Here is a 14,007-nt window from a genome sequence, read left to right on the forward strand (position 1 = left end):
GACGTCAAACCGATCTATGAAAAACGCAAAGAAACAATTGAACGAGTATTCGCAGATGCAAAAGAAAAGCATGGCATGCGTTGGACAACCCTCAGGGGACTTAAAAAAATGTCGATGCAGGCGATGCTTACTTTCGCTGCCATGAATTTGAAGAAAATGGCCAACTGGACTTGGCAAGGTCCAGAAATGGCCTAAATGATAACCTCGGAGAGGTCTGCAATTCTCTGTAATTACTTGAAGTCCTACAAAAAATGAAAAAAAGAGTTCGGAATGAGACTATTCCGAACTCTTTTTGTCTACAAACTGACCTCTTTCCATTCGGAAAGAGGCATCGTTTATGTAATACGACTTATCTTTCAGAATGAAATCATTCTGCAGGAAGTGGCACCGTTCCAAAATGGAGGTTGCCGGACGTCATAGGGCCTGATCCCTCAGTCACTCTTGATAAGATAATTATTAAGTTGATAGTGAAAATAATATCTCCCTCCAACAAAATTGTCAATAAGTATTTTATTTTCAAACTATTTCAGAAAACGCTTTCACGATTGGGGGAGTAAGAAAAATTTAAAAAAGGAAAGATTTACAACCGTACCATTTGTTTCGATAGACTGATTTCGGGTATTAAAAAAACAAGAAATTATAAGTCAAGGAGGAGATAGAATGAACAAAGACCAAACGAATGGCAATGTTGATCAGTTGAAAGGAGAACTGAAAAAACAGTACGGGAAATTAACCAATAATGAGTCGAAAGAAGCTGAAGGCAAGATGGAAAAAATGAAAGGCCAAGCCAAAGAAACTTGGGGTGATGCAAAAGAAGCGCTATCCAAAACCTTTAATGACTCTAGGGATTAAAAAAAAAGTAACCAGCAAGGATTTTAGTTGCTGGTTACTTTTTTGCATAGCTATGTTTCATTCACTCAAAATAGGGTAATAGATTAAAAAGTAGTTTTAGCACCCAGGTAACGCGGCTTCCAGTAAGAATTACTCATATCGCTTATTTCAACACCGCGTGAAGAGCCTGCATGGATAAACTTGTTATTTCCAAGATAGATGCCCGCATGTGATGGACCCTCTTTATAGGTTTCGAAGAATACAAGATCTCCTGCCCGTGGTGAGGAAACTGGTTTTGTAGCACTCCAAATAGATGCTACTGTACGAGGGATGGAGATTCCTGCATTTCTATAAACATAGTTAAGGTAACCAGAGCAGTCAAAACCTGAAGGTGAGCTTCCCGCCCATTTATAAGGAGCACCAATATACTTTTTAGCCTCTGAAATTAGTTCATTTACCTTGGAAGTTGATTGAGCTGCTACCTTTGTTTCTGCCGGCTGACTGGATGCAGAACCTGAGACCTTTAGAGTCTGGCCCGGATATATCAAGTCAGAAGTAAGATTATTCATTGCTTTTAGTTGTGAAACCGATAAGTTATGGCGAGATGCAATTCCGGAAAGTGTGTCTCCTCTTTGAATCGTATAGACACTGCTGTTTCCTGAAGATGAAGCTGCTGCAGGTGCAGACCCTTTTACCTTAAGCTTTTGGCCTGGATAAATTGTATCGCTGCTAAGACTATTCAAGCTTTTAAGAGCGCTGACCGAAAGGCCGTGGTTTCTTGCAATTCCCCATAAAGTATCGCCTGATTTCACTGTGTAGCTGGCAGTTTCGCTGCCTGATGCACCAGATGTTGACTCGTGGCTATGCGGTGCCAATAGAGTTATAGACTGTCCGGCATAAATGGTTGATCCGGAAATATTATTCCATCTCTTTAATTCATCCACTGAAAGATTATGATTAATGGAGATTCTCCATAGTGTATCACCTGACTTCACTGTATATCTATTTTCATGAGCACTTGCTTCACCATTGAACGTTGTAAACAATAAACCAGCTGTCGCAGCCATAGTAAGTAGTTGTTTCTTCAAGTTGCACACTCCTTAATTTTCTTTGACAACCTAATATTAGTAATATATCTAGTAAAATCCTACCTGAAAATATTGGTCTTGCTGGCAATTAATAATATTAATTCCTAAATATATCTCAGAATCCTCTATCTACCAGCTGTTGATAGTGATTAAGTCCCTGAAAATAATAGAATTTCAAACTATTTAAGGAAAGAAAAGTGAAATATACACCAAAATATCTGATAATTCCCAATAAACTTTTTACTAGAATATACCCCCACAAACAAGAATAGCTGCTAAATTGTTTCTCACAAAAAAATAAAAAAGTATTTAAAGCCTGTCCAAAGACCAGCTTTAAATACTTTTTATTTCCATACTCTTTTGTTTTCTACTCTGTTTGTGAATCCCGCAATGTCCAATTTCTCTAAAAAAGGAATTATATACTTCCTGGATAATCCAAGAATTTCCTTGGCATCTCCGACTTCAAATTCAGCACCCGTTCCTTTTTTCAGCTTGTTTACTGCTTCCCTAAAGCGATCCCCATGCCAGTAGAATTGCCCATCAATCGGTGTGATGGTCCCCTGTTCTTCCAGGAAATGCTTTATGTCACCCTTGAGGTTATCCGGAAGTCCTGCCGAGCTGTAGTAATCATCAAAATGCTTTACTTTTAAGCCATCTTTTTTCAAATCTTCGAGAAGATTTTCAGTGCGCTTTTGCCAGTTTTTTGGCACGCACGGCTGAAAATCGGCATTTTGCAGGTATTGCCCTTTTCTTCTAAAATTGCCGTTTTCTATACCAGAATGAATCACATATTCAATTAGCGCCTTAGGATAGCTGCTTTGCATAATCTGCAGAAGCTCCGCTTTGTTTAACCCTTGTTTCAATGGATTTTCATGATGAAATTCGTGCAAACGGCCGTATACTTCTTCCTCCACGCTTTCAGTTAACGATGCAAGTGAAAAATCCTTGCTGGAAATTTGAAGAAAGTCACCATCCATAAGCATTTCATTTACTGTCTGTTCATCAAGAGAGGTTTTTGCCATAATTTCGGGCAGTGATAAGCTTTTTCCTTCTGCTAAAGCAGCAATCATCCGGTCTTTAGGACTGCCTTCTTTTTTCTTGTTTAAATCCTCAATCGTTTGCAGTCCAAACCGATATTTCTCACCATTAGGGTCAATTACCCAGCCTCCGCCAATAGTCTCCTGGGGACTTGGCCTTCTCAAGATAAACCGGTCTCCCCTTTTAGCCACAATTTCCTCATCCAATCGCAGCTGGCACAAAATTTCTCCTGCATGATCCTTCAATTCATTTCGATCGAAGAAGACAATCCTTCCCATTACCTCCGCTGTTCCGATATGGCACTTTATGGGCATTCGCTGTTTTATGATATATTCAAGATCCTCAACTGTTCTTAGGGACACATCAATCGTTTTTGTGACACTAAAATGTTCAGAAGACACAAGTACTTCTCCCCGCTCAATATCCTCCTTTGATACACCTGTAAGGTTAATTGCAGCCCTTTGTCCTGCAAAGGCTGAAGTTGCAGGCTGGTGATGCACCTGTATCTGGCGGGCCCTTACTTCATGGCCTTTAGGCATAATTTTTAGGGACTGCCCCTCCTTAACCATACCTTCATAAACAGTACCCCTCACTACCGTACCTTGCCCTTTGACGGTAAATACCTGATCAATCGGAAGGCGGAATGCCCCTTTGGCATCTTTTGTATCTTGTTCTTTCAAAGTATGTATAATTAACTGCTTTAAATCATTAATACCTTTACCGGATAAACTATCTGTTATGACAAATGGTACATCTTCAAAAACGGTTCCTTTAAGTTCTTCGAAAATTTCCTCTTTAACAAGGCCAATGAACTCTTCGTCAACCCGATCCATCTTGGTTATCGCAACAATGCCATTCCGGATGCCGAGAAAGTCAAGAATTTCCAAATGCTCTTTCGTTTGCGGCATAACGCCTTCATCTGCTGCTACTGCCAGGACAACCAGGTCTATACCCGCAACGCCGGCAATCATTTGCCTTATAAACCGTTCATGGCCGGGAACATCTACAACAGAAATTTGAATTCCTTCATCTTCATATAACGGAGCAAATCCGAGCTCTATGGAAATTTGCCGTTCTTTTTCTTCTTTTAGCCTGTCTGTATCCACATTGGTTAACGCTTTTGTCAAAGTTGTTTTGCCATGATCGATATGGCCTGCCATACCAATTGTAAAATATCTTTTCATCAAATATGCCACCTACTTATTCATACAGTCTTTTTTACTGTATCCTGAAAAAAAATATCTTTCAATCAAACTGACTTTTACAAAGTCAGGAATGCACCGACTGCCCCGCTGTACTCCCCGTTTTCAACAAATAATGGCTTTAGGCCAAGCATGTCAGTGTAATGCTTTAACCGCTCCTTTAGCAGCCTGTTATTCTTAAGAGTTCCCCCAATATAAGCAACATCTTTAAGCTGGTGAATGACTGCAGTATGCATGCTTAGAAGTGCAATCGTTTCCGCTATCATATTGGTAAGGCTGGCCATTTTATCTTCATTGCTGACATCCTTATTTAGGACTGCCTTCCCAAAATTACTCGCAGTCAGGCTGCCATCTAGTGGAGGCTCTGCGGGATAGTAGATATCTTTCACCAGCAGATCTGCAGCTTTATGATCCCCTTTGCCAGCAAGGGAAACTAATTCTGAAAACTGGTTTTCACCAGTCATAAGTTTGCCCAGCCCCATAAAAGTGCCTCCGCCAATACCGCTCCCTGATACGCGGCTGTAATTTCCCCCCCTAATCAGATAAATGGATGTGCCAGTCCCGATATTAATCAGCAGATAATTATCCTTTGATGCGCCGGTCTCCTTCATCATAAAACAAGCTCCATTACAATTTGCTTCAAATTCGGAAACGATAGGAGCGTGTGGAAAAAAGTCTCTTTTTAACATTTCGGATTTCCTGCCTGTTAATGCAATAGAAGCAATAGGGGAAGTCAGTTTCATCCAGCTCGCAAAGCTTCCCAATTCTTCCATTGTATATGTTTTAAAATGTAAACGGCCATTTTCCTCATAAACCATTTTAAGCATGGTCCCACCTGCATCAATCCCAATCTTAACCGGCATTATGAAAAATCCTCCATTCTTGCATTTTTTCTTTCAATCCATTGAAATGGCGCCAATAATAGTAAAAACAGAAAACTGGCAACTGCTTCAAGGACCAATATGTAATAAGGGTAGGGCCCAAGATAATCCAGCAAAGAAGTGCTATTGGGTTTATAGGAAAGAAACATATAATTACCGCCCGTTAGTTTATTTGCCAAAAAAGCAGCTGAGGCACTAATGTTCAAAAACAGGAAGGACTTAAGCAATCCTTTGCCTGTTGGTCTATATTGATGGACAAACACAAAATATAAGCATGTCAAAATGATTAGGTTATGGGTTATGAAAAATTGAAAATAGCGGAAATGAGGAAATCCTAAAAAAATTTCGGGAGTCGAAATAGACATCATTGCACCTATGATCCCAATAAAATAAACAATTTGGAAAACAGTTCTTGATTTAGTTGCTAATAACACCAAACAAAGAATTAGACTTATCGAACATAGATGAAGAGGCAAAGTGTACGATAGATCCCAATGACCGCCTTTGAATAGCCAGATATGGTAGAACAATTCCAATACAAAAAGCAGGAAAAACATTGTTCCCCTAATCCAGCAGTCTATTTGCCGCAGGCGAACCCTAAGAAAGTACAAAAGGCCAGAAACTGCAGCAAACAGCACAATCATTAAAATATGTGATGCTGTAAAAGCAGAAAAAGGGTAAGCAATATAATCATGCGAAAATATTCCTGGCATTATATGTCTCACCCTCCTGATTTTCTGCTTACTAACTTCGATAAACCTCGCTTCTCTTCCTTTATATCATTCATAAGTAAAATTTCTGCTTTTTCTGGCAGAAAAGTAACACTCTATTTGTTAAACCAAAGCGGATCTTCGTTGTCCACTTCGCCATTATAGTTAATCAAAATCTCTTCGCCAGCTTTTATATCCTTATAGGCAAAAAAGTCAAAGGTGTGCATTTCAAAATTAATATCATAGACAGCATTAGGCTCATAGGAATGATTGAAAAGCATACCATACCCTAAGAGGATTGCACTATGTTTATCTCCGTATTCAAATGCATAATCAGCAAGAGCTGTTTTTTCTATATAATGGTGTTCTCTATTAGGGTAAGGCAGAACCGGAGCTTCATGAATTAATTCACCTTTTTTAATATCACGTGTGGCAAATACCCCTCTGTTATGTTCGCCATCACTTAGCGTGGATGTTTTAATCTCTATCATCATTTTTACCTTCTCATTCTCGTCTGCGACGTGTTTTATACCTATGCTAGACAGTTATGCCTAAAAACATAACTGTAACAAGGCTTTTTGAATCCACTGCTATTTTTCGGCAAGCGTATATTTTTCAAATTCCAGCTTTTTGGTTGTTTCAAGCTGTACTAATTTAGGAGATTCAAGCTGGATTTCTTGGGAGAATAATGGCCCATTATAAACAAAAGTATGATACTCTCCAGATTCGCCCATTGGGCAAACTGCTTTTTCCCGGATATCACACAAAAAGGCAGCATCAAGTTCCCTGCCAAGCCAGGAAGAATCCAGTACATCTTCACGCACCCGGATCACTTTGGCCTTATAACCAGATTCTATAAAAATTTCGAATGCCTTTATACTCTCATTTTCCTCCATCCAGAGTGGATAAACAGCCTCTACCCCTGCTTCATATGCCGCTTTTTCTCCCCATTCCCGATGTCCATTCAGGTACAAATCACCGAATGCAATGCCTGTAAGACCATACACTTCTTTTAATCTCTTTAATTCTTCAACGTAACGTTCAGTATAATTTTCGAAGGAGCAAGAAACGAATTCCACGGGAATGGATAAAGCTTTAGCCTGGAGCCTGATCAAGTCTGTCTTCTCCCCGTGCCCAAAAGTTCGGCCGATTTCTGCTGGAGCAGTCGTTATGAGGCATGCAACTTCAACTCCCTGCTCTACTAAAGCGTTTAAAGCCAAGCAGCTGTCTTTTCCGCCGCTCCACGAAAGAGCTACTCTATTATTCATCTATCAACGCCTTCTTTCCCCTTTTCATTAAACTTTATTCTTATGGCTTTTTTCTCATAGATTGCTGTTTTCACTTATAAATACTGCCTGCTGCTTTCTGCTCCGGGCACTCAAGCTTGCCCGCGGGGAGGAATGAGTACCTTCTCGGTTTCGCCTGTGGGGTCTCCCGCTTCCTCTTCTCCCGCAGGACATTGGAAAAGCATCTTTGAAAAAACACCTCGCCAGAAGAAAATGCGGATGCATTTTCGAGGCACCAAGAGCCTTTTGCTACAACCAACTTAGTTGGCTTAACTTAATTAGCAGCTGCAAAGGCAACAAACTTTACGGAAACAGCGTTATTTTTTAATTTAAAAATTGAAACTGTGTGCTGCTTCCTGTTTGGCTGGAAATGACTTCAAGTCTGGCATCAATTCTTTCCTTCAGCTCAGGTACATGTGAAATGATGCCGACCAGCCTTCCGCTTGTTTGGATGTCAATCAATGCCTCAATCGCCTGATCTAAAGATTCAGGATCAAGTGTTCCAAACCCTTCATCAATGAACATGGTTTCCAGGGAAACTCCGCCTGCATATTGCTGTACTACATCAGCCAATCCTAGCGCAAGTGCAAGAGCCGCTTTAAAACTTTCTCCGCCTGATAATGTTTTAACATGCCTTTCCTGTCCTGTATATTGATCGAAAACAAGAAGCTCAAGGCCGCTTTGTGCATTTCCTTTGGAGCGGTCTGTTTTTCTCAGCAGCTGATACCTTCCGCTTGTCATTCGTGTTAACCGTCCATTAGCTTCCCTTAAGATATCATCCAGGAAGGCAGCGAGCACAAACCTTTCAAAGGTAATTCTATAAGTATTCTGCCCTTTGGAAATTTCATATAGGTGGCCAATTACTTTATAACGTTCTTCAAGAGCCTTCATTTTTTCATTTATTTCTTTAATCTTTTGTAAAGTTTCTTCATTATGCTTCTTTTTCATATATAGGTTTGTATATTGATCCTGCAGCTGCTTCAGGTGTTCATCGGTTTCGCTTAACGAACCTTGCAGATTCTCCAAATCTGGCTTATCTACACCTTCTAGTAGCTGTGAAAGCTCCATATAGCGGTCATTAACTGAACGTACCTCTTCATGATATTCCCGAACTTCTTTCTCAAGTGATCTTATCTCACTGTCAGTTTTCTTGGCATTACCGTACTCTCCATATGCTTCAAAGCCTTGATCCTTCATTCGCTGAACAAAATTCTGCCTCTCAACAGCAAGTTTTTCTGCAAACTTAACGGCCTGCTTTTCAACTGTTTCTACTTTTGCCTGTTCGGCCAAATAGGAACTTTTTGTTTCTTGGAATTTCTCCTGTGCCATATCCAATTTTCTTTGTAAATCATCATGATGAGCAATTGCCTTTTTTAAGCTTGCCTGGTAAGTTTCAATTGAACGCAGATTTACCGGTATTGACTCCGTCATTCTTATCCAGTTGCTTTTCTTTTCAGCATGTAGGATAGCAGCATTATTTATTTGATTTTGCAGCTGTTCTATTTCTTCTGCCAGTGTTTCCTTAAGCTTTAGGCTTGTTTCTATTTCTGCGGTGCAAGCTTCCAGCCTTAAGTTCTTTTTCTTTAACTTCATCTGATGGTTTAAAAGATCCTTTTGCTGTTCCAAAAGAGTACCTTTTAATATCGGCAAATCATCTTTGTCAAAATCAGGATGCTGTTTTTGAATGGTCGAAAATTGTTCATCTATAGCGTTTTCTATAGATTTTACGAGAGACTGTGATTCATAGAACGCGGACTCTGCTCTCCTTTTTTCTGCTTCAATTTCGGCTGCCTGCGCCTTTGCTGCTTTTAAATCTTTCTCATCAGGAATATCGGAATGCGATGAGGCTGGGTTTGGGTGATGGTCAGAACCGCAAACAGGACATGCTTCTCCATTTTGCAGCTTGCTTGCCAGAATGGATGCCTGTCCATGCAGCCATTTTTTCTCTAGCTCATCCACAAGCATTCTGCTATCTTCCAGCCTGGATGATGCTTTTTCAAAATAACTGCTCTTCTGATTTAAAATTTCGTAAGCTTTTACATACTCTTTTTGCTGCTCTTCAAACTTATTAAGCCGTTCTATTTGTTCTGCCATTTTTTCTAACTGACGCTCGTTCTCGGCATATTTTAAATGACTCTTTTCAATATCTTGTTTTTCTTCGGCCAAAGCTTGATATTTTTGATCAGCGCTCTTTAATGCTTCATCCTTTTGCATCTTTTGAAAGCGCAGATTCTCCAGCTTTTCTCCAAGGGACCGGACCTGCTTTTCTACTTCTGCATAGGAATAAATATCCTCTTTCATGTGTTGAAGACGATTAACCTGTTCCCCTGCCTGTTTCCGTTCCTCTTCTCGACTCTTTTCAGCTTCCCACTTTTCTTGGTTCTCCTTTAAGAGGCTTGAAAGTGATGCAATACTTTCCTTTAATGCTGAAAGTTCCTTATTAGCAGCATCTAAATCTTTTTTTAACTCATGGCAAAGCTGTTCCTGCTGATTAAGCAAAGCCGCTTTCTGGGCAAGGGAGATGAGTTTCTCCTTGTCTCCAACCTCTTCTTTTAACTCATTAAGCTTATCCTTCTTGAGCTTAAGGTCTTCTTTTGCCTTCAGCTGTTTATTGATTGTTTCAGCTTCATATATTTTTTGCTGAAGAGCATCCCTTTTTTCTTTTAGTTTTTTGCCAGAATCAGTTAATTGCTCAAGCCCTTCCATCATTTGTTCAATTTCTGCTTCTAAAAGAGGCAGCAAAAGTGCATCATTCACACTCCCAGCTTCTAAATACCCCTTAAGCTCCTCAGTATAAACAGCTTGAACCTGGTGCAGAAGCTGATCTCGAAGCTTTACTTGGTCCTCAACTGTTCTCTTTAGCGCAGAAGCATCTTCCTTGAGCTTTTCCTCAATCCGCTTATAAATCTGGGTATGGAATAAACGCTGAAGGATGACTTCCTTATCCTTGCTTTCAGAGGTAAGAAGCTTTCTGAACTCGCCCTGGGGGATCATAAGAATTTGCCTGAATTGATTGCTGTCGATTATCATGATTTCCTTAATTTTTTCATCAACATCCCTGACATTTGACGCTAGAAGCTGCTTGTTTCCATTTTCATCGTACACATATAGTTCCGCCTTGGCACTCACAGTAGTTGTACCATCCCCCCGCTCCTTTTTCTTCTCCTGCTGTGGGGATCGGCTGATGTAATAAGTTTTATTTCTTAATGTGAATTCAAGGGAAACTTCAGTAAGTGTATCGTTTTTTGCAAACTGGCTTCTTAGTTCCGGGCCATTGCGGTCCTCACCGCTTGCTTTTCCGTAAATGGCATAGCTGATTCCGTCAAAAATAGTGGTTTTACCTGAACCGGTTTTTCCGGAGATCACAAACATCGTCCGGTTCCCAAGCTCTGTAAAGTCAATGTGCTCACAGTCTGCATAGGGGCCAAATGCCTGCATCCTTAATTTTAACGGCCTCATTTCAACGCCTCCTCCCTGAGCACTCCCTCAATCACACCGGTCATAACCTGCTGCTTATCTTTTGTAAATTCAGAAGTAGTCATCTGCTCGTAAAACTGCTTAAAAAGTTCAAGCTCTGACTTTTTCTCTTCCTTCATAGATATGAAGGAACTTTTTTTCTTCATATCTGTGATAGAAATTTTCCGTTCAAGATGAAGGACATTCGGATATACCTGCCGAAGCTTATTGATTGGGTCGAGCAAAGCCCCTTCATCCAATAGAGTGATTTTAAGGTAGTCATCCAGATTCTGTTTTTCATAGAATGATGGATCCATCAGCTCGTCTAAATAACCCTCAATTTCTCTTAAATCTTTTTTAGGTTTGAGGGAACGGGTACGCAGATCAAATTCCCCATTCTCTTTCATTTCAATAATCGAAATCGATTTTTCCTGTTTTGCCTCAGAAAAAGAATACTTTAAGAGGGAACCTGAATAGCGGATCTTGTCATGTTTGATGGCATCCGGGCTATGTAAATGCCCCAATGCCGTATACGAAAAAGGATCAAAGCAGCTGGAATGAACACAGCCTGATCCACCTACAGAAAGAGTCCTCTCCGAATCGGTGGTTGCCCCGCCCAGGACAAATGCATGTCCAACAAGGACGTTTGGTTCATTTGGGTTTAAATATTCTTCTATCCTTCCGACAATAGCCTTCATGGCATCATCATGCGAGTGTACACGGCCATCATCAAGCAAATGCCTGACCATTCCTGGTTCTGCATAAGGAACAAGGTAAAAGTTAACTCCGTTAATATGTACTGGCCTAAAATCACTTCCTAGCTTTCCTGTTAAATAGAAGTGGCTTTGCCTGTACCACGAGCTGCCAAAGGAAAGCCTTTCTGCACTGTCATGATTTCCCCCGATCGCTACTACCGGTGTTTTTAATTCTACATTTATTTTAAATAGAATTTCATTTAATAATTCTACAGCATCTGTTGGCGGCACAGATCTGTCATATAAATCTCCTGCAATAACGACAGCATCTGGCTTTTCCTCTTCTACAACTTCAACAAATTGATTTAAAAAGTGACGCTGGTCTTCCGTCATATACACTCCATGAACCAGTTTACCTAAATGCCAATCTGCCGTATGGATAAATTTCAGCTTCATCACCCTCTTTTCCTGACATTATTCATTCTATATAATGTTACCATTATAGCAAATCATAAAATTTAAATGCTTCTGCAAAAAAAGGAAATCTATTTATCAGAACATTCGTTCTTATTATAACAAAAGAAATAGCCAAAAGATATTCAGGAAAAATAAAAAGAGCCCGTCCAGGCTCTTTTTATTTTTCTCGATTATTTTGTCTCACCAGTGTGTATTCTCTCCAGCATTTTATTGGATGCTGGTTTCCCTTTCAGCTTTGGGAAATTTATTAGAATAGCGATTACTCCGCAAATGCCAATCAATAATGGATAAAAGGAATAAGCCATAATGCTTACCGGAGATATCGCTGCAAGACCGGAAGCAGCCAGCATTTGGCCTCCATAAGGTATGATCCCCTGTACAAAACAAGCAAATATATCCAGAATGCTCGCAGATTTGCGTGGATCAATATCGTATTGATCTGCAATATTTTTAGCCAGCGGGCCAGCAATGATAATGGAAATAGTGTTATTTGCTGTGGATACATTTGTAAGAGAGACAAGCGATGCTATACCAAATTCAGCTCCCTTGCGAGAATTTACTTTGTTTGTCACTAGGTGGAGCAAATAGTCAATTCCGCCATTATAGCGGATAATCTCCACAACACCGCCAATAAGGATTGCTATGATCGCCAGGGTTTGCATTCCTGCCATTCCCTCAGCAATCATCTGCAAGAACGAAACGGGTGTATAGCTTCCATCAGCTATGCCAATCGCCCCGGACAGCAGGACACCGCCGCTCAATACGATTATGACATTCATTCCCAGTAATGCTGCAGCCAATACTCCCAAATAAGGAACCACTTTCAGAAGACTGTAATCCTGGCTGGTTACCGCACTTTCTTGTCCAGCTGTTAAGAATCCAAGAATCAGTGCTGTAATCAAGGCTGCGGGCATCACAATTAAAAAATTCACCCGAAATTTATCAGTCATTTTTGTCCCTTGTGTGCGGACAGCTGCAATGGTCGTATCAGAAATAACAGATAGATTGTCGCCGAACATGGCACCGCCTATTACAGCAGCCATGGCCAATGCAACAGAAATATCAGTTTCTGCTGAAAGGGCAACACCAATTGGTGCAAGAGCAACTACTGTCCCGGTAGATGTACCCATTGATAGGGATATGAAGCAGGCAATAACAAATATACCTACCATTAGAAGATTTTGCGGTACGAAATTTAATGCCAGGTTGACTGTCGAATCAACCGCTCCCATTCCTTTGGCTGTTCCGGAAAATGCGCCAGCGAGAATAAAAATGATGGCCATCAGGATAATATTTGGATTCCCTGCCCCTTTTGTAAATATATCAACCTTTTCCATAAATGGCGTTTTCCTGTTCATTGATAGTGCAATTCCCGCCGTTATTGCCACTGCAACAATAATGGGAACTTTATTAAAATCGCCTGTGGCAATTCCGCTTCCAATAAAAATAAGAAGAAATGCCAATAGCGGCAGTAAAGCCCATGGATTACCTTTATCTATTGTTTTCATACTAATCCTCTCTCCTTAATTGGTTATTTAAACAAAAATAAAAAAGACCTCTTCCGCAAGAAGAGACCTTAGCCGTTTTAACAGTTCCCAGTTCCCTTCTTATCTGCCAAGCATCTTGCTTGCTGGATTTGGCACAGCGCTCTTAATGAGCCCGCTGCCGAGACATCTTTGGGCCAGTCCCTCCGTCTCTCTTGATAAGATAAAGTTATGAATTTGTCATGTAATAACTCACGCTTGAAAATTATACAGGAAAACAAATAAATTTCAAGCCTTTTTTATTTTCAGTTTTGGCATGGGGGAATATACTATTTTTTCTTATATTGCAAAACTAAGTAAAAGGAGTGGAGCGATGTCGATCGAAAGGTTATCCGATTATTGGCTGGAAGTACACATATATCTAGTCTGTTCAGCACCGTTATTATCATTTTTGACAACCATCCATCATTTTCAATTCAGGAATTAAACCTTGATACAACAAGATACGCCAAACTTCTAATATGGAATAATGAAAAAAGCCGCTAAAATTTAGCGGTCAGCTTGTTGAGAAAGGGGTATTTTTTCTCAACAAAGTTTTTCTTAAAAAGAAATATACCAAAGGAAGATTAGCTTTTCTGGTTTAAAAAANGATCGCCATGCACCTATCCTAGCTTTGCCAGGTGCATGGCGATCTTTTTCATATTCTGGCAAGCTGCGGTGAGAAGCACCTGCTCGCTTGCATTGTGTAGTCCCCGTAACCGGCAATAGCGAAGCCCATGCAGCTCTTTTGAGTCTGCGAAGCTTCGCTCCACTTTTTCTTTTCTGAATTTATATAGTATCTTTCCAGATTTGGAAAGCC

General features: G+C 40.3%; 12 protein-coding genes and 2 riboswitches. Of the genes, 2 read left to right on the top strand and 10 right to left on the bottom strand.

What is annotated here, in order from left to right:
* Both L634_RS31770 and L634_RS0125655 read left to right on the top strand, forming a co-directional pair.
* Positions 1 to 195 (top strand): transposase (locus tag L634_RS31770; protein ID WP_034263246.1); only part of this gene is annotated, 195 nt, incomplete at its 5' end.
* 151 nt (positions 196 to 346) lie between these two features.
* Positions 347 to 451: riboswitch (SAM riboswitch) on the bottom strand.
* A gap of 209 nt (positions 452 to 660) precedes the next feature.
* Positions 661 to 852, top strand: a complete 192-nt coding sequence (locus L634_RS0125655; protein ID WP_026584893.1) for a CsbD family protein — start codon at positions 661 to 663, stop codon at positions 850 to 852.
* Positions 853 to 935: 83 nt separating this feature from the next.
* On the opposite strand, the gene L634_RS0125660 is transcribed toward L634_RS0125655, so the two are convergent.
* The 10 genes from L634_RS0125660 to L634_RS0125710 form a co-directional block, all read right to left on the bottom strand.
* Entirely contained in the window at positions 936 to 1,919 is a 984-nt protein-coding gene (locus L634_RS0125660; protein ID WP_026584894.1) for a C40 family peptidase, read from the bottom strand.
* A gap of 344 nt (positions 1,920 to 2,263) precedes the next feature.
* Entirely contained in the window at positions 2,264 to 4,141 is a 1,878-nt protein-coding gene (selB, locus tag L634_RS0125665) for a selenocysteine-specific translation elongation factor (protein WP_034263247.1), read from the bottom strand.
* Between the two features lie 77 nt (positions 4,142 to 4,218).
* Complete coding sequence (gene coaW / locus L634_RS0125670) at positions 4,219 to 5,022, bottom strand: type II pantothenate kinase (protein WP_232233845.1); 804 nt, start codon at positions 5,020 to 5,022, stop codon at positions 4,219 to 4,221.
* Positions 5,022 to 5,753, bottom strand: a complete 732-nt coding sequence (locus L634_RS0125675) for a YwaF family protein (RefSeq protein ID WP_026584897.1) — start codon at positions 5,751 to 5,753, stop codon at positions 5,022 to 5,024. Before L634_RS0125675 ends, coaW begins: the two co-directional genes overlap by 1 nt.
* A 113-nt stretch (positions 5,754 to 5,866) precedes the next feature.
* Positions 5,867 to 6,241 (bottom strand): SET domain-containing protein, encoded by a 375-nt coding sequence (locus tag L634_RS0125680; protein ID WP_026584898.1) that lies wholly within the window; start codon positions 6,239 to 6,241, stop codon positions 5,867 to 5,869.
* 99 nt (positions 6,242 to 6,340) lie between these two features.
* Entirely contained in the window at positions 6,341 to 7,018 is a 678-nt protein-coding gene (locus tag L634_RS0125685) for a diphthine--ammonia ligase (RefSeq protein ID WP_026584899.1), read from the bottom strand.
* 342 nt (positions 7,019 to 7,360) lie between these two features.
* Positions 7,361 to 10,495, bottom strand: a complete 3,135-nt coding sequence (locus L634_RS0125695; RefSeq protein WP_026584900.1) for an AAA family ATPase — start codon at positions 10,493 to 10,495, stop codon at positions 7,361 to 7,363.
* Positions 10,492 to 11,637 (bottom strand): exonuclease SbcCD subunit D, encoded by a 1,146-nt coding sequence (locus L634_RS0125700; RefSeq protein ID WP_026584901.1) that lies wholly within the window; start codon positions 11,635 to 11,637, stop codon positions 10,492 to 10,494. Before L634_RS0125700 ends, L634_RS0125695 begins: the two co-directional genes overlap by 4 nt.
* A 197-nt stretch (positions 11,638 to 11,834) precedes the next feature.
* Entirely contained in the window at positions 11,835 to 13,172 is a 1,338-nt protein-coding gene (locus L634_RS31775; RefSeq protein WP_051428421.1) for a Na+/H+ antiporter NhaC family protein, read from the bottom strand.
* A 96-nt stretch (positions 13,173 to 13,268) separates the two neighbouring features.
* Positions 13,269 to 13,373: riboswitch (SAM riboswitch) on the bottom strand.
* A gap of 437 nt (positions 13,374 to 13,810) precedes the next feature.
* Positions 13,811 to 14,007: transposase (locus L634_RS0125710; protein WP_026584902.1), on the bottom strand; the 197-nt coding region annotated here is incomplete at its 5' end.

Source organism: Bacillus sp. J33 (genome assembly GCF_000518885.1).
Taxonomy (GTDB): Bacteria; Bacillota; Bacilli; order Bacillales; family Cytobacillaceae; genus Cytobacillus.

What these genes read in the sequence shown, in the direction of transcription:
- L634_RS0125685 (WP_026584899.1), bottom strand. Translation starts at nt 7,018, where the DNA reads ATGAATAATAGAGTAGCTCTTTCGTGGAGCGGCGGAAAAGACAGCTGC.
- coaW (WP_232233845.1), bottom strand. Translation starts at nt 5,022, where the DNA reads ATGCCGGTTAAGATTGGGATTGATGCAGGTGGGACCATGCTTAAAATG.
- L634_RS0125675 (WP_026584897.1), bottom strand. Translation starts at nt 5,753, where the DNA reads ATGCCAGGAATATTTTCGCATGATTATATTGCTTACCCTTTTTCTGCT.
- L634_RS0125680 (WP_026584898.1), bottom strand. Translation starts at nt 6,241, where the DNA reads ATGATAGAGATTAAAACATCCACGCTAAGTGATGGCGAACATAACAGA.
- L634_RS0125655 (WP_026584893.1), top strand. Translation starts at nt 661, where the DNA reads ATGAACAAAGACCAAACGAATGGCAATGTTGATCAGTTGAAAGGAGAA.
- L634_RS0125695 (WP_026584900.1), bottom strand. Translation starts at nt 10,495, where the DNA reads ATGAGGCCGTTAAAATTAAGGATGCAGGCATTTGGCCCCTATGCAGAC.
- selB (WP_034263247.1), bottom strand. Translation starts at nt 4,141, where the DNA reads ATGAAAAGATATTTTACAATTGGTATGGCAGGCCATATCGATCATGGC.
- L634_RS31775 (WP_051428421.1), bottom strand. Translation starts at nt 13,172, where the DNA reads ATGAAAACAATAGATAAAGGTAATCCATGGGCTTTACTGCCGCTATTG.